We start from the raw sequence: 19269 nt of genomic DNA on the forward strand, positions 1-19269 counted from the left end.
CACCGGTTCCCAAACTCAAATCTTGTTCAGGCGGCAGAATCGATTGCATGATCTCTTCATCCGACTTCGCGGCGCCGGTTCGTTTCGGCACAGGTCCCGCCCATGTGCTGGTCACCGGCGGGACCGGGTTCATCGGTCGACTGCTGATCGAGGCGCTGCAGGCCGACGGGCACTCGGTCAGCGTCTGGACGCGCGATGCGACGGCGGCCACGCAGCTCTTCGGCACGGGCGTGCGCTGCGTCCGGCGACTCGAAGAAATCCCGCCCGTGCCGGCCGTCGATGTGATCGTCAACCTGGCGGGCGCGCCCGTCATCGGCCCGCGCTGGACCACACACCGTCGAGCCGAGTTGCTGGCCAGTCGTGAAGGGCTGACGCAAAAGCTGGTCGAGTGGATCGGCACGCGGGCGGTCAAGCCTTGGCTGATGCTGTCGGGATCGGCCATCGGCTACTACGGGGTGCAGTCACAAGACGACACTGCCGAGCTGACCGAGTCGAACCCGCCGCAAAACATCTTCATGTCGCTTTTGTGCCAGCGCTGGGAGGCCGCAGCGCACACGGCGGCACGCCATGGCGTGCGCGTGGCGTGTCTGCGGTTCGGTCTGGTCCTGGGTCATGGCGGGGCGCTGCCCAAACTGCTTGCGCCGATCCGGCTCGGCGCCGGTGGACGGTTGGGAACAGGGCGGCAATGCACGTCGTGGATTCACGTGCATGACATTGTTCGCGGCATGGCGCACGTGTGGCGCGTCGCGGCGCAGCCCGATGCCCCGCTGGCACCGCAGGCCTATAACTTCACTGCGCCGGGTCACCTCTCGCAGGAGGCGTTCGCGCGTACCGCGGCGCAGGTTCTGCATCGGCCCTGCTGGCTGCCGACCCCAGCCTGGCCGGTCCGGCTGGCGCTGGGCGAGCAGGCGGACGTGCTGCTCGAAGGACAGCGCGTGGTGCCGGCGAACCTCGAGAGAACCGGCTTCCGCTTTCGCTTCCCGGATGCGCTGAGCGCGTTGCAGGATCTTTGCTGACCGTGCCCAAGGCGTCGCTCCGGAAGAACAAGTCAGCGCCGGCGACGGCGGGTATGGCGGTCGCGACCCCCGCGGCTACAGCCGGACCACCCGCGCCACCTGGCGCCGGGCTCAGCCTCGTTCAGCGCGCACTGCGCAAGCTCGGCCTCGTGCGCGACATCGACTTCGCGCTCTACCTGCCGATGCGCTACGAAGACGAAACGCGCATCGTGCGGTTGGCCGACGCGCGCGAAGGTGACCTGGCGCAGGTCGAAGGCGTGGTGACCGAAAGCGAAGTCGCGTTTCGTCCGCGCCGCCAGCTTCTCGTGAACATCGACGACGGCAGCGACACCTGCCAGCTGCGCTTCTTCAACTTCTATCCATCACAGCAAAAGCAGCTCGAAGTCGGCGCGCGGGTGCGGGTGCGCGGCGAGGTGCGCGGCGGGTTTATCGGCCGCACGATGATGCATCCGACCGTCAAGGCGGCAGGCACTTCGTTGCCCGATGCGCTGACGCCGGTCTACTCGACCATCGCGGGGCTCGCGCAACCGGTGCTGCGGCGCGAGGTGAGATCGGGCCTCGCGCGTGCTGCGCTAGACGAGACCGTGCCGGAGTCCGTCGGGATTTCGATCGATGCGCAAGAGGTGTGGGACTTGCGCCGCGCGCTGTCGTTTCTGCACTACCCGACGCCCGACGTGGCGATGGCAACGTTGGAAGACCGAAGTCATCCTGCCTGGCAGCGCATCAAGGCCGAAGAGTTGTTGGCACAACAGCTGTCGCAGTTGCAGGCACGGCGCGAGCGCGCCGCGCAGCAGGCACCTCCGCTGCGGTCGATGACGTCCGCCACGTCGTTGCACGCGCAGTTGATGGCGGTGCTGCCGTTCGGCCTGACCGGCGCGCAGCAGCGAGTCGGCGAAGAGATCACGCGCGACCTGGAACGGTCGATTCCGATGCATCGGCTGCTGCAGGGCGACGTCGGCTCTGGCAAGACAGTGGTCGCTGCGCTGGCGGCCGCACGCTGTATCGACGCCGGCTTTCAATGTGCGCTGATGGCGCCGACCGAGATCCTGGCGTCGCAGCACTTCGGCAAGTTGGTGGGCTGGCTCGATCCCTTGCTCGCGGAGCGCGGCTTGCGTGTGGCGTGGCTGACCGGCAGCCAGAAGAAGAAGGAGCGCGACGTCATGTCGGCAGCGGTGGAGAGCGGCGAGGCGGCGCTGGTCATCGGTACGCACGCCGTCATCTCGGAGAAGGTGCGCTTCAGGCGACTGGCGCTGGCCATCATCGACGAGCAGCATCGCTTCGGCGTGGCGCAACGGCTGGCGCTGCGCGGCAAGGCCGTCGGGCACCTCGAGCCCCACTTGCTGATGATGAGCGCCACGCCGATTCCGCGCACGCTGGCGATGAGTTACTTTGCCGATCTCGATGTGTCCACGCTCGATGAGCTGCCGCCCGGCCGCACGCCCATCGTCACCAAGCTGGTGGCGGACCACCGCCGCGACGAAGTCGTCGCGCGCATTCAGGCGCAGCTTTCGCAAGGGCGGCAGGTCTACTGGGTCTGTCCGTTGATCGAAGAAAGCGAAGCGGTCGATTTGCGCAATGCGACAGAAACGCGCGACGAGTTGGCAGACGTGCTGGGTCAGCCGGTCCATGTCGGTCTGCTGCATTCGCGCATGTCGACGCCAGACAAGCAGGCGGTGATGGCTGCCTTCACCGCCAATCAGATCCAGGTGCTCGTCAGTACGACGGTGATCGAAGTCGGCGTCGATGTGCCGAATGCGTCGCTGATGGTGATCGAGCACGCGGAGCGCTTTGGGCTGTCGCAGTTGCACCAGTTGCGCGGGCGGGTTGGTCGCGGCGCAGCGGCATCGGCCTGCGTTTTGCTCTACGCGCCGAACGAAGCCGGCCGCGTCGGCGAGGCGGCGCGCGCGCGCTTGAAGGCAATGGCGGAAACCGGCGACGGCTTCGAGATCGCACGTCGCGACCTCGAGATTCGCGGACCCGGCGAGTTTCTCGGGGCGAAGCAATCCGGCGCGCCCCTGCTTCGCTTTGCCGATCTCGAAACAGACGCGTTGCTGCTCGATTGGGCGCGAGATCTCGCTCCTCGTATGCTGGATCAATACCCTGAGCTAGCGCAGAAGCACGTGGACCGCTGGCTCGGCACCAAAGCCGAATATCTCAAAGCATGAGCTCGCTAGCCTACGGGGCGACTGCGCATAATTGTCGGAAGCTATGACCCTTACCGAACTCAAATACATCGTCGCAGTGGCGCGCGAACGCCACTTCGGCAAGGCCGCCGAATCCTGCTACGTCTCTCAGCCCACGCTGTCGGTCGCCATAAAGAAGCTTGAGGACGAACTCGAAGTGAAGCTGTTCGAGCGCAGCGCAGGCGAGGTCACGGTCACACCGCTGGGCGAGCAGATCGTGCAGCAGGCGCAGAGCGTGCTCGATCAGGCCGCCAGCATCAAGGAGATTGCCAAGCGAGGCAAAGACCCGCTGGCCGGCGCATTGAACCTCGGCGTGATCTACACGATCGGCCCTTACCTGTTGCCCGACCTGGTGCGCCAGGTGATCACCCGCACGCCGCAAATGCCGTTGATGCTGCAAGAAAACTTCACCGTGAAGCTGCTCGAAATGCTGCGCGCCGGCGAGATCGATTGCGCCATCATGGCCGAGCCTTTTCCGGACAACGGCCTGGCAATGGCCGCGCTGTACGACGAGCCCTTCATGGCCGCACTGCCGATCAACCACAAGCTAGCGGGGAAGGATTCGATCACTTCCGAAGAACTGCGCAACGAGACGATGCTGCTGCTCGGAACCGGCCATTGCTTTCGCGATCACGTGCTGGAAGTCTGCCCCGAGTTCGCGCGCTTTTCGAGCAATGCCGAAGGCATCCGCAAGAGCTTCGAAGGCTCGTCTCTGGAAACCATCAAGCACATGGTGGCTTCCGGCATGGGCGTCACGCTGGTGCCGCGGCTGTCGGTGCCAGCAGAGGCGCTCAAGCCCAGGGGCAAGGGCAAGAAAGACAACGAGCAGATGGTGCGCTACCTTCCGGTCGTCGATGGCGAAGGCCGCGAGCCGCCGACGCGCCGCGTGGTGCTGGCATGGCGCCGCAGCTTCACACGCTACGAGGCGATCGCCGCGCTGCGCAATGCGATCTATGCGTGCGAGCTTCCGGGTGTGAAGCGGCTGTCTTGAAGGCACAGACCATCGCTGCCATAGCGACGTGCTGTTGCGGTACCAGCGCTCCGCTCACAGAATCTTAATTTTGAACTTACATCGAAAAGAGATCACTTCGTCATGACCAAAGATCTGAAAAAAGCTAAATCGTCCAACCCCGTGGCTGCGTCCGGCAAGGTGCCCAAGAAGGGCGGAACGGTGGTGTCGACGGAGTCGGGCAGTCGCAACGCGCCGATCATCAACATCGGGATCGAACGGCAAGACCGCGCGGACATCGCCGAGGGTTTGAGCCGCGTGCTGGCAGACACCTATACGCTCTATCTCACGACGCACAATTTCCATTGGAACGTGACCGGCCCGCATTTCAACTCGCTGCACGCGATGTTCATGGGTCAGTACACCGAGCTTTGGAATTCGACTGACGTGATTGCAGAACGCATCCGCGCACTCGGCCACTACGCACCGGGCTCGTATGCCGAATTCAGCAAGATCGCTACCGTGCCCGATGTGCCGCAGCATCCGCCGAAGGCGATGGAGATGGTCCGCATTCTTGTCAAGGGCCACGAAACCGTCTCGCGCATTGCGCGCGAGTTCATTCCGGTGGCCGAAGAAGCCGGCGACGACCCGACCGCCGACATGCTGACCGCGCGCTGCACCGTGCACGACCAGACGGCGTGGATGCTGCGTTCGCTGCTTGAAGACTGAGGCGATGGCCTGTTCGAGAAACGCCGCGAAACCGGCTTTGCCGAGCCGCTGGCGTTGCCCCCTCGGGCGGGGAAGCGGCTATACGAAGTGAGCAAGCTAAGGGGGCGGCATGTCTACCTTGATCTGATTCGCTGGAATCGGCCCGCCGGTTGGTTGCTGCTGCTCTGGCCCACGCTGGGTGCGCTTTGGTTCGCCGCCGATGGTTGGCCGGAGTGGCACTTGTTGATCGTGTTCGTGCTCGGCACGTTTCTGATGCGCAGCGCGGGCTGCTGCATCAACGACGTGGCCGATCGCGATTTCGATCGCCATGTGAAGCGCACCGCACAGCGGCCGGTGACGAGCGGAGCGGTGTCGGTGAGAGAAGCATTGACGCTGGGGGCAGTGCTGGCGTTGCTTGCTTTTGCTCTGGTGCTCACAACCAACTGGCTGACCGTCCTCTGGTCATTCGCGGCGCTCGCCATCACGCTCGCGTATCCCTTTGCCAAGCGCTTCGTCTCGATCCCGCAGGCGGTTCTCGGCATAGCTTTCAGCTTCGGCATCCCGATGGCGTTCGCGGCGGTGCAGTCGGTAGTGCCGGCCTTCGTCGTGCTGCTGCTCGTGGGCAATCTGTTCTGGGTGCTGGCCTACGACACCGAATACGCGATGGTCGACCGCGACGACGACTTGAAGATCGGCATGAAGACCTCTGCCATCACCTTTGGGCGCTTCGATGTTGCTGCGGTCGTGGCGAGCTATGCGGCCTTTCTGTTGCTGTGGACCATTGCGGGTGCGAGCCGCGGTCTGGGCCTGGTCTTCTTCATCGCTATTGTCCTGGCTGCCGCGCAAGCCGCCTGGCACTGGCGCCTGGTTCGCACGCGCACGCGCGACGGCTGCTTCAAGGCATTTCGCCTGAACCATTGGCTCGGCTTCACTGTGTTCGCGGGGGTCGTTGCCGGCTATGCGCTGCGCTGAGCGCGCTTCGCTCGAAAGGCTGGCTTTGGCCGGCAATCAACCTTTGCCGAATTCTTCACCCAACTCCGCCGCGCGTTTTTGCGCCGCAAGAATGGCGGTCTTGAACTGGGCTTTTACGTCAGCGGCTTCAAGAGACTTGATGGCAGCGTAGGTCGTTCCACCCTTCGACGTCACCCGCTGTCGCAACACCGACGGCGCCTCCGTTGCGCTCTTGGCCAACGCCGATGCGCCGGTGAAGGTGCCGATGGCCAGGCGCTGCGCCTGGTCGGCAGGCAATCCCATCTCGATGCCCGCCTCTGTCATTGCTTCGATGAAATAGAAGACGTAGGCCGGGCCCGAACCGGACATCGCCGTCACGGCGTCGAGATCGCTTTCAGCGTCGACCCAGAGCAGTTCGCCGGTCGGTGCCAGCAGCTGTGCGACGAGCGCTCGGTCTTCGCTGCTCGTTGCCGGTCGGGCGAAAAGGCCGGTCATGCCCTGGCCGACGAGCGCTGGCGTGTTGGGCATGGCACGCACGATGCGCTCGCTGCCCAGCCAGCGCGCGATGCTGTCCGAGGTAATGCCCGCCGCGACGCTGAGGTGAAGCGCATCGGGTGCGAAGGCGCGCACCGGTTTCGCCGCGTCCGCAAAGGTTTGTGGCTTGACGGCCCACACGACGACGGCGCAGCGCGCGAGCGCAGGGTTCGCTTCAGTCAGAGCTGCGATGCCAAACTCATTTGCAAGCCGCGTTCGGGCCTCGTCGAATGGCTCGACCACCTCGAAAGTGCCGGCCACCGTGCCTTGCCGAATCAAGCCACCGATGATGGCGCTCGCCATGTTGCCGCCACCGATGAAGGCGATCGGCGGGAGTGGTGTGGCGGCGTTGCGGGGCAGAAAGGTGACGGCGATGGTCATGTGGTCATGGGTCGGTCGATAAATTCGAATGCGGCGAATTGGGTAATTTGCAGCGGATTGAAATTGTCGTCGCTGACGACCACCAGCGTGCGGCGCCCGTTGGCCAGCGGCGGGCCCCAGCACATGCCCTCACTGTTGTCGAGGCGCGAAAGGCCTAGCGTCGCAAAGTCGGCGACGAGCGTCTTGTTCGCTGGGCGATGGTTGGATGGCGTCAAAGTATCGAGCGCCAGCACGTCGCTGGCGGTGCTCGTGTCGATCTCGTAGAGACGCAATGAATTGCCGACGCCGACCGCGTACGCCCGCTCCAGAACCAGCATGCGGTGTGCATCGATCATCAGCACCTCGCTGACGCCGTTGTCCGCGAAGCCACCTGGAAAGGTAGGGCGTTGCGGGATGGCGTCAGGGATGTAGGCGATCTGTCGCGTTGCGCGGCCCGAAGCGAGATCGATCTGCGTGAAGCGGCAGGGCCCACCGGGGGCTTCGAGTGTTGGCACGGGCCCGTCTTCTATCAGAGCGTTTTCCATCGCCAGCCAGGCGTGGCCGCCGTCCGGCGTCAGGGCAAGGCCTTCGAACCCGAGGTTGTCGCGTGGTCCGCGTCGCATGGAAGCATCGGCCTTGAACATCGAAGGCAACGTGAACTCGCGCAGGAAGCGGCCATCGCGTGTCGATTCATAAAGCGCCGGGCCGAAGCCGCGCGCCACGTCGCCTTCGCTCGACCAAAGAATCGTGCCTGTCGCAGGACGCAACCTGAGGGACTCCGGATCCGGAACGGGCGTGCCCTCGACGGCCTTGGCGCGCCCTGGCCACGGCCCGCTGCCCGGACGCTGCAGGAAAACGACGGAAACTGGTTCGGGCGGCGCGGTGGCTGGATCACGCCATCGCGCCGTATAGAACCGAACTGGCGCGAGATCCGATCGGTCATCACTCAACAGCAGATACTCACTGTTCGCGGCGTCGAAGTCGATTCCTGAGAGGCCGCCCGTGGGCGTTTCCGCTATTTGGATCCGGTGCGGCCAACGGGCTTCAGCGATCAGGCGCAAGCGGACGGGTGAAAGCGGACCGGCGGTCCACTGGCCGCTCGACGAACCGTTACAGCCAGTCAACCCGAAGACGATTGGGTTTGCCGAGAGCAGCATGGCAAGCAGGCGGCGACGCGTCATCGCCGTCGAGATGGCTTGGTGCGGGTCGTTGTGTTGCTTGGGATGCACAGACTCCAGTCTAGTTTCTGGCTTCCACCGGCCCAGCGCAGTTGACGCACCGTCGAACGCATGGCACAATCGCGGGCTTCGCTCTAAACGAGTGAAGCTTCTGCCCAGCGGAAGTGCCCCGAGTGGTTCGGGGTGCGGACGACGGGCCCAAGACTGACTGCAGTGAACCCGCCTTCGGGTTCGCATCGGTACAAGTTGGGAACTATTCGAAATGATCCAAGCTGAATCCAGGCTCGAAGTAGCCGACAACACAGGGGCGAAATCCGTCCTGTGTATCAAGGTGCTGGGTGGCTCCAAGCGACGTTACGCCAGTGTGGGCGACGTTATCAAGGTCAGCATCAAGGAAGCCGCTCCGCGTGGTCGCGTCAAAAAAGGCGAGATCTACAGCGCGGTCGTGGTTCGCACTGCCAAGGGCATCCGGCGCGCCGATGGTTCCCTCGTCAAATTCGACAGCAACGCAGCCGTGTTGCTCAACGCAAAGCTGGAGCCGATCGGCACCCGCATCTTCGGACCGGTGACGCGCGAGTTGCGCACCGAAAAGTTCATGAAGATCGTGTCGCTGGCTCCTGAAGTTCTGTAAGGACAACAACGCCATGAACAAGATTCGCAAAGGCGACCAGGTTATCGTGTTGGCCGGTCGTGACAAGGGTAAGCGCGGTGTCGTTTCGTTGCGCAAGGACGACTCGCATCTGATCGTCGACGGCATCAACACCGTCAAGAAGCACACCAAACCGAACCCGCTCAAGGGTACGACCGGTGGCATCGTCGAAAAGACTATGCCTATCCACCAATCCAACGTGGCGATCTTCAATGCCGCGACCGGCAAGGCCGATCGTGTGGGCATCAAGATCGCGGACGGCAAGCGCTTTCGCGTCTTCAAGTCCAGCGGCGACGAAATCAAGATCGCCTAAGGGGTACTCACATGGCACGTCTCCAAAAACACTTCCGCGAAAAAGTCTCCAAAGACTTGATCGAAAAGTTCGGCTACAAGTCGCCGATGCAGGTCCCGCGCATCACCAAGATCACGCTCAACATGGGCGTGGGTGAAGCGGTTGCCGACAAGAAGGTTCTCGACAATGCTGTCGCTGACCTGACGAAGATCGCCGGCCAAAAGCCAGTCGTCACCAAGTCGAAGAAGGCCATTGCCGGATTCAAGATTCGGGAAATGCAGCCGATCGGTTGCATGGTCACGCTGCGCGGTGTGCAGATGTATGAGTTCCTGGACCGTTTCGTGACCGTGGCGCTGCCGCGTGTCCGCGACTTCCGCGGCATTTCCGGCCGTGCTTTCGACGGTCGTGGCAACTACAACATCGGCGTCAAAGAGCAGATCATTTTTCCTGAGATCGAATACGACAAGGTCGATGCCTTGCGCGGTCTCAACATCAGCATCACGACAACGGCCAAGACCGACGAAGAAGCCAAGGCGCTTCTCGCTGGTTTCCGTTTCCCGTTCAAGAACTGAGGCGAACCGTGGCTAAACAATCTTTGATCCAGCGCGAACTCAAGCGCGACAACTTGGTCGCCAAGTACGCCGCGAAGCACGCGGAATTCAAGGCAATCGCAAACGATGCCAAGAAGAGCGACGAAGAGCGCGCCGCAGCCCGTCTGGGTCTGCAGAAGCTCCCGCGCAATGCGAACCCGACGCGTCAACGAAATCGTTGCGCCATCACCGGTCGTCCTCGCGGCACGTTCCGTCAATTCGGTCTGGCTCGCGCCAAGATCCGTGAACTGGCTTTCGCTGGCGACATCCCCGGTGTCACCAAGGCTAGCTGGTAAGCCCGGCAGGAGCAAACAACATGAGCATGAGTGATCCCATTGCCGACCTGCTGACGCGTATCCGTAACGCGCAGATGGTGGCGAAGCCCAATGTGTCGATTCCATCTTCCAAAGTGAAGGTCGCGATCGCACAGGTGCTGAAAGACGAAGGCTATATCGATGGTTTCGAGGTCAAGACCGAGTCGGGTAAGTCCGAACTGGTCATCACCTTGAAGTATTACGCTGGTCGCCCGGTCATCGAGCGCATCGAGCGTGTGAGCCGTCCCGGTCTGCGCGTCTACAAGGGCAGCGCTGCCATTCCACAAGTCCAGAACGGCCTCGGCGTCGCCATCGTCACTACCCCACAGGGCGTGATGACCGACCGCAAGGCGCGCGCTACCGGTGTCGGTGGCGAAGTCCTGTGCTACGTCGCCTAACCGAGACATCGAGGAGTTACTGAAAATGTCCCGCGTAGGAAAAATGCCCGTCGCCATCCCCGCAGGTGTGGATGTGTCGATCAAGGATGACCAGATCAGCGTCAAAGGCTCGGGCGGAACGCTCAGCCTGCATCGCAATGTGTTGGTCAAAGTCGTCAGCAATGACGGCAAGCTCAATTTCGAGCCCGCCAACGATTCGCGTGAAGCGAATGCGATGAGCGGCACGTTGCGCCAGCTGGTCAACAACATGGTTGTCGGCGTCACCAAGGGCTTCGAAAAGAAGCTCAATTTGGTCGGTGTCGGCTACAAGGCCGCTGCATCCAATAACAAGTTGAATCTGCAAGTCGGTTACTCGCACCCGGTCAATATCGACATGCCTCAAGGCATCACGGTAACCACTGCGACCCCGACTGAAATCGTGATCAAGGGTGCCGATCGCCAACGCGTCGGCCAGATCGCCGCCGAGATCCGCGCTGTTCGTCCGCCTGAGCCTTACAAGGGTAAGGGCATCCGATATTCGGACGAGAAGATCGTGATCAAAGAGACCAAGAAGAAATAAGGGGCAGCAAAATGATGTTGACCAAAAAAGCACAGCGTCTGCGCCGCTCGCGCCAGACCCGCATTCGTATCGCGACCCAGGGCGTTGCCCGTCTCACGGTGAACCGCACCAACCTGCACATCTACGCCACGGTCATTTCCGACGACGGCTCCAAGGTGATTGCGACTGCATCGACGGCCGAAGCCGAAGTTCGCACGTCGTTAGGCGGCGCAGGCAAGGGCGGCAACGCCGCTGCCGCTACCGCGGTTGGCAAGCGCATCGCTGAAAAGGCGAAAGCGGCCGGCGTTGACAAGGTCGCTTTCGACCGTGCAGGTTTTGCGTACCACGGCCGCGTCAAGGCGTTGGCTGAAGCGGCACGCGAAGCCGGCCTGCAGTTCTAAGCGCAAGCAGCGAGTTCAAGGAATTCAAGATGGCAAAAATTCAAGCACGCACCCAGAACGAAGGACCGGAAGACGGTCTGCGCGAGAAGATGATCGCGATCAACCGCGTCACCAAGGTGGTGAAGGGTGGTCGGATCCTCGGTTTTGCAGCACTCACCGTGGTCGGTGACGGCGACGGCAAGGTCGGCATGGGCAAGGGCAAATCGAAGGAAGTGCCGGCTGCAGTGCAAAAGGCTATGGAAGAAGCGCGTCGCAACCTCTTCAAGATTTCGATCAAGAACGGCACACTGCATCATCGCGTGACCGGTCACCATGGCGCTGCATCGGTTGTCATGATTCCGGCCCCAAAGGGCACGGGCATCATCGCTGGTGGCCCGATGCGCGCTGTGTTCGAAGTCCTGGGTATTACCGACATCGTGGCCAAGAGCCATGGTTCGTCAAACCCCTACAACATGGTTCGCGCCACGCTCGACGGTCTGAAGAACTCGACCACGGCATCGCAAGTCGCTGCCAAGCGTGGCCTGACCGTCGAAGAAATCTTCGCGTAAGCGAAGAGATACCAGAAGACTCCCATGACGACGCAACAAACAACCCTCAAGGTGACCTTAGTGAAGAGCCCGATCGGCACCAAGGAATCGCATCGCGCTACCGTGCGTGGCCTCGGCCTGCGCAAGATCAACAGCGTGAGTGAGCTGCAAGATACGCCCGCAGTGCGCGGCATGATCAACAAGATCAGTTATCTGGTCAAAGTTCTGTAAGAGAGACTGATATGGAACTCAATGGCATCAAGCCGGCCGCCGGCGCCAAGCACGCAAAGCGTCGCGTTGGTCGCGGTATCGGCTCCGGTATCGGCAAGACCGCAGGTCGCGGTCACAAAGGTCAAAAGTCACGCGCAGGCGGCTTCCACAAGGTTGGTTTCGAAGGCGGTCAAATGCCTTTGCAACGGCGCTTGCCTAAGCGCGGCTTCAAGTCGCATCTGCTGAAGTACAACGCTGAAGTCACGCTGACTGCTCTCGAGCAACTCGGTCTGGCTGAAGTCGACATGCTGGCGCTCAAGCAAGCAGGTCTGGTCAGTCAGATGATCAAGGTCGTCAAGATCATCAAGACCGGCGAACTTACCAAGGCTGTCAAGCTGACGGGCGTGGGCGCTACTGCCGGCGCCAAGGCTGCAATTGAAGCTGCCGGCGGCAGCGTCGCCTGATTTCCTCTTCGGACTGAAAGAACCTCTTCGTGGCAACTAACGCGGCAACGCTCGCAAAAACAGGCAAGTTCGGCGACCTCCGTCGTCGGCTCGTTTTTTTGCTGCTCGCCCTCGTGGTCTATCGCGTCGGTGCGCACATCCCTGTTCCGGGCATCAATCCTGATCAGTTGGCGCAGTTGTTTCAAGGTCAGCAGGGTGGCATCCTGAGCCTATTCAACATGTTCTCGGGCGGTGCGTTGTCGCGCTTCACCGTGTTCGCCTTGGGGATCATGCCGTACATTTCGGCGTCGATCATCATGCAGTTGATGACCTATGTGTTGCCCACCTTCGAGCAAATGAAGAAGGAAGGCGAATCGGGACGTCGCAAGATCACTCAGTACACGCGTTATGGCGCGCTTGGTCTCGCAATGTTCCAGTCGTTCAGCATTGCGGTCGCGCTGGAATCCTCTGCGGGCCTGGTCATTGCACCTGGTTTCGGTTTCCGCATCACTGCGATGGTGAGTCTCACGGCAGGTTCGATGTTCCTGATGTGGCTCGGCGAGCAGATCACTGAGCGTGGTCTTGGCAACGGCATTTCTATCCTGATCTTTGCTGGCATTGCGGCGGGGTTGCCGAACGCGGTGGGGGGCTTGCTTGAGCTGGTTCGTACCGGCGCCATGAACGTGATCGTCGCTTTGTTCATCGTCGCCGTTGTGGCGGGTGTGACTTACTTCGTGGTGTTCGTGGAACGCGGTCAGCGGAAGATTCTTGTGAACTACGCCCGCCGACAGGTTGGGAACAAGGTCTACGGCGGCCAATCGTCCCACTTGCCGCTCAAACTGAATATGGCCGGCGTGATCCCGCCGATCTTTGCTTCGTCGATCATTTTGCTTCCGGCAACAGTAGTCGGTTGGCTGAGCACAGGTGAAGGTGGCTTCCGTTGGATCAAGGACGTGGCTGGCGCGCTGCGTCCGGGTGAACCGATCTACGTGCTGCTGTATGCCGCTGCAATCGTGTTCTTCTGTTTCTTCTACACAGCCTTGGTGTTCAACAGCCGCGAGACGGCCGACAACCTCAAGAAAAGCGGCGCCTTCATTCCTGGCATTCGCCCGGGTGATCAAACGGCCCGCTATATCGACAAGATTCTGGTTCGCCTGACGTTGGCCGGCGCGGTGTACATCACCTTCGTTTGCTTGCTGCCCGAGTTCCTGATTCTGAAATACAACGTGCCGTTTTATTTCGGTGGGACCTCTCTGTTGATCATCGTGGTCGTCACGATGGACTTCATGGCCCAGGTACAGAACTACATGATGTCTCAGCAGTATGAATCGCTGCTCAAGAAGGCGAACTTCAAGACGTCGTAGCGCTGGGTTTCAGTATTGAGTTCGGGCGTTAGAGCGCCACGTTTAAAGTTTTAGGAGAATCAAATGAGAGTTTCGGCTTCGGTCAAACCCATCTGCCGTAATTGCAAGGTCATCCGCCGTAAAGGCGTGGTGCGTGTGATTTGTACCGACCCGCGCCACAAGCAGCGCCAGGGTTGATCCAAGAGTATTAGAGGACGCACATGGCACGTATTGCTGGCATTAACATTCCACCGCACAAGCACGCTGAAATTGGCCTGACCGCCATTTTTGGTATCGGTCGCACGCGCGCCCGTCAAATCTGTGAAGCGAGCGGTATCGAATATTCGAAGAAGATCAAAGATCTGACCGACGGCGATCTCGAAAAGATCCGCGATCAGATTGCGCTCTTCACCATCGAAGGCGATCTGCGCCGCGAGACCACGATGAACATCAAGCGATTGATGGACATCGGTTGCTATCGTGGCTTTCGCCATCGTCGCGGCCTGCCGATGCGCGGCCAGCGCACGCGCACCAATGCCCGTACCCGCAAGGGTCCGCGCAAGGCCGCGCAGTCCCTGAAGAAATAAGGATAGACCAGCATGGCTAAAGCTCCTGCAAACAACGCCGCACAGCGCGTTCGCAAGAAGGTTCGCAAGAACGTCGCGGACGGCATCGCTCACGTGCACGCCTCGTTCAACAACACCATCATCACGATTACCGATCGTCAGGGCAACGCCCTGTCATGGGCTTCGTCGGGTGGCCAAGGCTTCAAAGGCTCGCGCAAGTCGACGCCTTTCGCTGCGCAGGTCGCGTCCGAAGTGGCGGGCCGTGCTGCTGTCGAACAAGGCATTAAGAACCTCGACGTCGAGATCAAGGGCCCTGGTCCCGGTCGCGAATCGTCGGTGCGCGCTTTGGCTGCGCTGGGCATTCGGATTAATTCCATTGCCGATGTGACGCCAGTTCCGCATAACGGCTGCCGCCCTCAAAAGCGTCGCCGGATCTGATCGCTTTGCGGTCAGGCGTTGAGGCGCTCCAGCCTCATCGCCCGGCGCAGTCTGCCTCGCGGCGGCTGCGCATTTTGTTTTTATCAAGCCCACCGCCATCGGCACGCCGCTGATGGCTCCCGCAGTTCAAAGCTGCGGCAGATGACACAAAGGAAATCACGTGGCACGCTACCTCGGCCCCAAGGCCAAACTTTCCCGCCGTGAAGGCACTGACCTATTCCTGAAGAGCGCTCGCCGTTCGATTCAAGACAAGGCCAAGTTCGATTCCAAGCCCGGCCAGCACGGCCGCACTTCGGGTCAGCGCACCTCGGACTTCGGTCTGCAACTGCGTGAGAAGCAGAAGGTCAAGCGCATGTACGGCGTGCTTGAAAAGCAGTTTCGCCGCTACTTCGAAGAAGCCGATCGCCGCCGCGGCAACACGGGTGCCAATCTCCTGTTCTTGCTGGAATGCCGGCTGGATAACGTTGTCTATCGCATGGGGTTTGGCTCGACCCGCGCTGAAGCACGCCAACTCGTGTCGCACAAGGCGATCACGGTGAATGGCCAGTCAGTCAACATCCCGTCGTACCTGGTCAAGACCGGCGACGTGATTGCTGTGCGCGACAAGTCGAAGAAGCAGACCCGGATTGCCGAAGCGTTGCAGTTGGCTCAGCAAGTCGGCATGCCGGCTTGGGTCGAGGTCAACGCCGACAAGGGCGAAGGCACCTTCAAGAAGGTTCCTGACCGCGACGAATTCGCAGCCGACATCAACGAATCGCTGATCGTCGAACTGTATTCGCGTTAAACGGACGATAACGAGGCTGCTGCGCCGCCTCGTCCTTGTGATTTTTTTGTTCCCTCCGCGCTGCACCGCGACAGGGCACTTCACCAGCCTTACCGGTGTAACGAACCGGGGGTATTGAGAGGAAGTCTGCATGCAAACCACCCTGCTGAAACCCAAGACCATCCAGGTCGAGCAACTTGCGCCGAACAAGGCCAAGGTTACTCTCGAACCTTTCGAGCGGGGCTACGGCCACACGCTCGGCAATGCGCTGCGCCGCGTTCTGCTGTCGTCCATGGTCGGCTATTCGGCCACCGAAGTGACTATTGCCGGCGTTCTGCACGAATACTCGTCAATCGACGGTGTGCAAGAAGACGTCGTCAATATTTTGTTGAACCTCAAGGGTGTGGTGTTCAAGCTCCACAACCGCGACGAAGTCACGTTGAGTCTGCGCAAGGACGGCGAAGGCCCGGTGTTGGCTTCTGACATTCAGACGCCGCACGACGTTGAAATCATCAACCCGGATCACGTGATCGCGCACCTGTCGCAAGGTGGCAAGCTCGATATGCAGATCAAGGTCGAAAAGGGCCGCGGTTACGTTCCGGGAACGATGCGCCGCTATGCGGATGAGCCGACGAAGTCGATTGGCCGCATCGTGCTCGACGCATCGTTCTCGCCAGTCAAGCGCGTGAGCTACACCGTCGAAAGCGCTCGTGTAGAACAGCGCACCGATCTGGACAAGCTGCTTGTCGAGATCGAAACGAACGGGGCGATCACCGCTGAGGACGCAGTGCGCGCTTCGGCGAAGATCCTGGTCGAACAACTCGCAGTGTTCGCACAGCTCGAAGGTGGCGAACTTGCCGCTTTCGACACCCCAGCGCCGCGCAGTGCACAGCAGTTCGATCCGATCCTGCTGCGTCCGGTCGACGAACTTGAGCTCACAGTGCGTTCGGCGAACTGCCTGAAGGCCGAGAACATCTACTACATCGGTGACCTGATTCAGCGTACCGAAAACGAGTTGCTCAAGACCCCGAATCTGGGTCGTAAGTCGCTCAACGAGATCAAGGAAGTCCTCGCTTCGCGCGGCCTGACCTTGGGTATGAAGCTCGAAAGCTGGCCGCCGGCCGGCCTCGACAAGCGTTAATTTTCAGAGAGCCTTCAAAAAGCTCAGTGCACGGGCAGTACCTGATACGGCTGCCTTTTTAATAAAGTAAAGGAAAGCACTATGCGCCACGGTCACGGCCTCCGCAAACTCAATCGCACCAGCTCGCATCGTCTTGCGATGCTGCAAAACATGATGAACTCGCTCATCGAGCACGAGGTCATCAAGACCACGCTGCCGAAGGCGAAAGAACTGCGTCGCGTCATCGAGCCGATGATCACGCTGGCCAAGAAGCCGACGCTTGCGAACAAGCGCCTTGCATTCGACCGTCTTCGCGATCGCAACAGCGTCGTCAAGCTTTTCGCCGACCTTGGCCCGCGCTACAACACGCGTCCCGGTGGCTACACGCGCATCCTGAAAATGGGTTTCCGCGTCGGCGACAACGCACCGATGGCGCTGGTTGAGTTGGTCGATCGCCCAGAGATCAAAGAAGATGCGTCTGCCGAGCAGAACGCCGCTGAATAAGCTATAATTCCATCTTGCCGCGCGATGGAGCAGCCTGGTAGCTCGTTGGGCTCATAACCCAAAGGTCGCAAGTTCAAATCTTGCTCGCGCAACCAATTTAAAAGGCCCTTTGAGAAATCAAAGGGCCTTTTTTCTTTGGGTCATGACACCAAGAAATGGCAGGTCATCCGCTGAGCGCGTAACACGATCGAATCCAATCTGTGCCGTGGACTCAGTGGATTTGGCTTAACGGCGCTCTCGGTCTACCCTGCCCGAAGACGCCAGCGTGCAGTTCAGTCCGGCAGAACCGCGGTCACTTCGATTTCCACTTTCGCTCGCGCTTCAACCAGCGCGGCGACCTGCACACACGTCATTGCCGGAAAGTTGCGGCCCATCGCATCGCGATACACCGGCCCCAACTCGCTGAGCCGTGCGTTGTATTCGTCGCGATCGCTGATGTACCAGGTCATCCGAACCATGTGCTCTGGCCCGGCACCGGCTTCACGGAGCACCTCGGCGACGTTGCGCAGTGCTTGACCGGTCTGGACTATGAAGTCGTCGCTCTCGAACCGCTGCTGCGCGTTCCAGCCGATCTGGCCGCCAACGAAAATGGTCGTGCCGCGCGCAGCGATGCCATTCGCATATCCTTTGGGTGCCGTCCAGCCCGGCGGTTGAAGGAATTTCATCATGGTATTTGTCTGAGTCGAAATCGTTGGAGCTTGCCCGTTTCGGTGCGAGGCAGCACCGTGACGAACTCGATCTCCCTCGGGTATTTATACGGCGCTATGGTCGCCTTGACATGGTCTTGCAACGCCTTGACGAGCGCCGCGTCACCGGTCTCGCCCGGCTTCAACACGCAATAGGCCTTGACGATGGTTCCGCGGTCGGCGTCGGCCTTGCCGACCACGCCGCACTCCGCAACCGCACGGTGTTTCAGCAGCGCGTCTTCGACCTCGGGGCCGCCGACGTTATAGCCCGCGGTCACGATCATGTCGTCGGCGCGTGCCTGGTAGAAAAAGTAGCCGTCGTCGTCCTGCATGAACGCATCGCCGGGGTAGTTCCAGCCGTTCTTCACGTACTCGGTCTGGCGCGCATCGTCGAGGTAGCGGCAACCCACCGGGCCGATGATCGCCAGCTTGCCGACAGTGCCGCGCAGCACCTCGTTGCCTTCATCGTCCACAACTTTCGCGGTGAAGCCGGGCACGGCTTTGCCGATCGCGCCGCGCCGCACCTCGTGGTTCGCCGCCGAAATATAAATGTGGAAGACCTCGGTGCCACCGATGCCGTCGAGCATCTCGATGCCCGTCGCGTCTTTCCAGAGTTGGCGAGTCGCATCGGGCAAAGCTTCACCGGCGCTTACGCAGGTGCGCATCGACGGCACGCCTTGCTGCTTTGCAAACGGTGCCATCTGCCGGTAGAAAGTCGGGGCTGTGTAGCAGATGGTCGCGCCGATCTCGTTGATCAGCTTGACCACGCCTTCAGGCGTGTATGGCGCATCGTGAAAGTAGACAGAAGAGCCCGCCCACATCGGATACACCAGCAGCCCGCCGAGCCCGAAGGTGAATGCCAGCGGCGGCGAGCCGATCACGATGTCGTCGCTGCGAGCCTTGAGGATATGCCGCGGCCAGGTCTCGCACATGGCGAGCACGTCGCGATGCGTCGTTACAGGCGCCTTCGGCTTGCCTGTCGTGCCCGACGTAAACGCCAACAGCGCGACATCGTCCGCCGACGTCGGACACGCCGCGAAGACGCCGCTCTTGGCCGCAGCGAGCGACGACAAAGACGCGGGATCGTCCGGAAGGTTGAACGCAACGATGGTCAACAGCGACGGATATTCGCGCTGCGCCGTTTCCAGCTCAGCGATCAGCTTGCCGTCGCACAGAGCGAGCACAGGCCGCGCCTTGTCGATGATTTCGCCCAACTCCTTGGCGCGCAGCATCGGCATACTCGCCACGGCGATCATGCCGGCCTTCACCACGGCCAGCCACGATAGCGCCATGGCGACCGAGTTGCCACCACGCAGCAGCACGCGGTTACCCGGCACCAGTCCGAAGTCTTCGACAAGCACCTGTGCGATGCGGCTGACCTCAACTGCAGCCTCGGCATACGTCAGCGTCTGCTGAGGTGAACGCAGCATCGGTTTGTCGCCGAAGCCTTTGGCCGCTGCCTTGTCGAGCAGCTCTTCGACCAAGTTCAACTGGTCGGGCAACTGCAACTCGGGTAAGTCGTACCGAAACATCGGCAATTGCTCAGCCGGCGGTAACCGGTCGTGCACGAATCGATCCACTTGCGCACTCAAAGACATAGGGGACTCC

26 protein-coding genes and 1 tRNA gene are annotated in these 19269 nt (G+C 61.1%); 23 read left to right on the top strand and 4 right to left on the bottom strand.

Annotated features, from left to right (window positions below; all coding sequences use genetic code 11):
* Positions 1-47 precede the first annotated feature (47 nt).
* The 5 genes from H7F36_RS07580 to ubiA all read left to right on the top strand — a co-directional run bounded on the left by H7F36_RS07580 (position 48) and on the right by ubiA (position 5828).
* A complete protein-coding gene (locus H7F36_RS07580) occupies positions 48-1016 on the top strand; it encodes a TIGR01777 family oxidoreductase (protein WP_187054098.1) in 969 nt (322 codons plus the stop codon).
* Positions 1017-1069: 53 nt separating this feature from the next.
* Complete coding sequence (gene recG / locus H7F36_RS07585; RefSeq protein WP_187054099.1) at positions 1070-3181, top strand: ATP-dependent DNA helicase RecG; 2112 nt, start codon at positions 1070-1072, stop codon at positions 3179-3181.
* Between the two features lie 43 nt (positions 3182-3224).
* Positions 3225-4190 (top strand): LysR substrate-binding domain-containing protein, encoded by a 966-nt coding sequence (locus H7F36_RS07590; RefSeq protein ID WP_187054100.1) that lies wholly within the window; start codon positions 3225-3227, stop codon positions 4188-4190.
* Positions 4191-4292: 102 nt separating this feature from the next.
* Positions 4293-4877 carry a DNA starvation/stationary phase protection protein gene (locus H7F36_RS07595; RefSeq protein ID WP_315971448.1) on the top strand — a complete coding sequence of 195 codons (585 nt, stop codon included), beginning with the start codon at positions 4293-4295 and terminating at the stop codon, positions 4875-4877.
* An 87-nt stretch (positions 4878-4964) separates the two neighbouring features.
* Positions 4965-5828: a 4-hydroxybenzoate octaprenyltransferase gene (gene ubiA / locus H7F36_RS07600; protein WP_187054101.1), complete on the top strand. Its 864-nt coding sequence runs from the start codon at positions 4965-4967 to the stop codon at positions 5826-5828.
* A 36-nt stretch (positions 5829-5864) separates the two neighbouring features.
* Here ubiA and proC read toward each other — a convergent pair whose 3' ends face one another.
* Together proC and H7F36_RS07610 are read right to left on the bottom strand one after the other, a co-directional pair.
* Positions 5865-6722: a pyrroline-5-carboxylate reductase gene (proC, locus tag H7F36_RS07605; RefSeq protein WP_187054102.1), complete on the bottom strand. Its 858-nt coding sequence runs from the start codon at positions 6720-6722 to the stop codon at positions 5865-5867.
* Positions 6719-7999, bottom strand: coding sequence for an esterase-like activity of phytase family protein (locus H7F36_RS07610; RefSeq protein WP_261802527.1), 1281 nt, complete (start codon positions 7997-7999; stop codon positions 6719-6721). The genes proC and H7F36_RS07610 overlap by 4 nt, the downstream gene beginning before the upstream one ends.
* Positions 8000-8141: 142 nt before the next feature.
* Here H7F36_RS07610 and rplN point away from each other — a divergent pair, with 142 nt between their 5' ends.
* From rplN to H7F36_RS07700, 18 genes are all read left to right on the top strand, one after another.
* The gene (gene rplN / locus H7F36_RS07615) at positions 8142-8510 is read left to right on the top strand and encodes a 50S ribosomal protein L14 (RefSeq protein ID WP_187054103.1); all 369 of its coding nucleotides are present in this window, start codon (positions 8142-8144) and stop codon (positions 8508-8510) included.
* Positions 8511-8523: 13 nt separating this feature from the next.
* Entirely contained in the window at positions 8524-8841 is a 318-nt protein-coding gene (gene rplX / locus H7F36_RS07620; RefSeq protein ID WP_187054104.1) for a 50S ribosomal protein L24, read from the top strand.
* Between the two features lie 11 nt (positions 8842-8852).
* Positions 8853-9392 (top strand): 50S ribosomal protein L5, encoded by a 540-nt coding sequence (gene rplE, locus H7F36_RS07625; RefSeq protein ID WP_187054105.1) that lies wholly within the window; start codon positions 8853-8855, stop codon positions 9390-9392.
* A gap of 8 nt (positions 9393-9400) precedes the next feature.
* Positions 9401-9706, top strand: a complete 306-nt coding sequence (rpsN, locus tag H7F36_RS07630; protein ID WP_068630277.1) for a 30S ribosomal protein S14 — start codon at positions 9401-9403, stop codon at positions 9704-9706.
* Positions 9707-9726: 20 nt separating this feature from the next.
* Positions 9727-10122 (top strand): 30S ribosomal protein S8, encoded by a 396-nt coding sequence (rpsH, locus tag H7F36_RS07635; RefSeq protein WP_187054106.1) that lies wholly within the window; start codon positions 9727-9729, stop codon positions 10120-10122.
* Positions 10123-10147: 25 nt separating this feature from the next.
* A complete protein-coding gene (gene rplF, locus H7F36_RS07640; protein ID WP_187054851.1) occupies positions 10148-10681 on the top strand; it encodes a 50S ribosomal protein L6 in 534 nt (177 codons plus the stop codon).
* 14 nt (positions 10682-10695) lie between these two features.
* The gene (gene rplR, locus H7F36_RS07645; RefSeq protein WP_187054852.1) at positions 10696-11061 is read left to right on the top strand and encodes a 50S ribosomal protein L18; all 366 of its coding nucleotides are present in this window, start codon (positions 10696-10698) and stop codon (positions 11059-11061) included.
* 29 nt (positions 11062-11090) lie between these two features.
* Positions 11091-11609 (top strand): 30S ribosomal protein S5, encoded by a 519-nt coding sequence (rpsE, locus tag H7F36_RS07650; RefSeq protein ID WP_187054107.1) that lies wholly within the window; start codon positions 11091-11093, stop codon positions 11607-11609.
* Between the two features lie 24 nt (positions 11610-11633).
* Positions 11634-11819, top strand: a complete 186-nt coding sequence (gene rpmD / locus H7F36_RS07655) for a 50S ribosomal protein L30 (RefSeq protein ID WP_187054108.1) — start codon at positions 11634-11636, stop codon at positions 11817-11819.
* An 11-nt stretch (positions 11820-11830) separates the two neighbouring features.
* The gene (gene rplO / locus H7F36_RS07660; protein WP_187054109.1) at positions 11831-12262 is read left to right on the top strand and encodes a 50S ribosomal protein L15; all 432 of its coding nucleotides are present in this window, start codon (positions 11831-11833) and stop codon (positions 12260-12262) included.
* Positions 12263-12291: 29 nt separating this feature from the next.
* A complete protein-coding gene (gene secY, locus H7F36_RS07665) occupies positions 12292-13605 on the top strand; it encodes a preprotein translocase subunit SecY (protein ID WP_187054110.1) in 1314 nt (437 codons plus the stop codon).
* A 63-nt stretch (positions 13606-13668) separates the two neighbouring features.
* Positions 13669-13782, top strand: a complete 114-nt coding sequence (gene rpmJ / locus H7F36_RS07670) for a 50S ribosomal protein L36 (RefSeq protein ID WP_017760906.1) — start codon at positions 13669-13671, stop codon at positions 13780-13782.
* A 23-nt stretch (positions 13783-13805) separates the two neighbouring features.
* Positions 13806-14171 (top strand): 30S ribosomal protein S13, encoded by a 366-nt coding sequence (gene rpsM, locus H7F36_RS07675; RefSeq protein WP_093243005.1) that lies wholly within the window; start codon positions 13806-13808, stop codon positions 14169-14171.
* Between the two features lie 12 nt (positions 14172-14183).
* Entirely contained in the window at positions 14184-14588 is a 405-nt protein-coding gene (gene rpsK / locus H7F36_RS07680; RefSeq protein ID WP_009124825.1) for a 30S ribosomal protein S11, read from the top strand.
* Between the two features lie 160 nt (positions 14589-14748).
* Positions 14749-15372 (top strand): 30S ribosomal protein S4, encoded by a 624-nt coding sequence (gene rpsD / locus H7F36_RS07685; protein ID WP_187054111.1) that lies wholly within the window; start codon positions 14749-14751, stop codon positions 15370-15372.
* Between the two features lie 130 nt (positions 15373-15502).
* Positions 15503-16492 carry a DNA-directed RNA polymerase subunit alpha gene (locus tag H7F36_RS07690; RefSeq protein ID WP_187054112.1) on the top strand — a complete coding sequence of 330 codons (990 nt, stop codon included), beginning with the start codon at positions 15503-15505 and terminating at the stop codon, positions 16490-16492.
* 81 nt (positions 16493-16573) lie between these two features.
* Entirely contained in the window at positions 16574-16975 is a 402-nt protein-coding gene (rplQ, locus tag H7F36_RS07695) for a 50S ribosomal protein L17 (RefSeq protein WP_187054113.1), read from the top strand.
* 18 nt (positions 16976-16993) lie between these two features.
* Positions 16994-17070: transfer RNA gene (locus tag H7F36_RS07700), tRNA-Met, on the top strand.
* Between the two features lie 177 nt (positions 17071-17247).
* Here the strand turns inward: H7F36_RS07700 and H7F36_RS07705 are convergent.
* Together H7F36_RS07705 and H7F36_RS07710 are read right to left on the bottom strand one after the other, a co-directional pair.
* Complete coding sequence (locus H7F36_RS07705) at positions 17248-17643, bottom strand: RidA family protein (RefSeq protein ID WP_187054114.1); 396 nt, start codon at positions 17641-17643, stop codon at positions 17248-17250.
* Complete coding sequence (locus H7F36_RS07710) at positions 17640-19253, bottom strand: AMP-binding protein (RefSeq protein ID WP_187054853.1); 1614 nt, start codon at positions 19251-19253, stop codon at positions 17640-17642. Before H7F36_RS07710 ends, H7F36_RS07705 begins: the two co-directional genes overlap by 4 nt.
* Positions 19254-19269: the final 16 nt, after the last annotated feature.

The organism is Variovorax sp. PAMC28562 (assembly GCF_014303735.1).
GTDB lineage: Bacteria > Pseudomonadota > Gammaproteobacteria > Burkholderiales > Burkholderiaceae_C > Variovorax.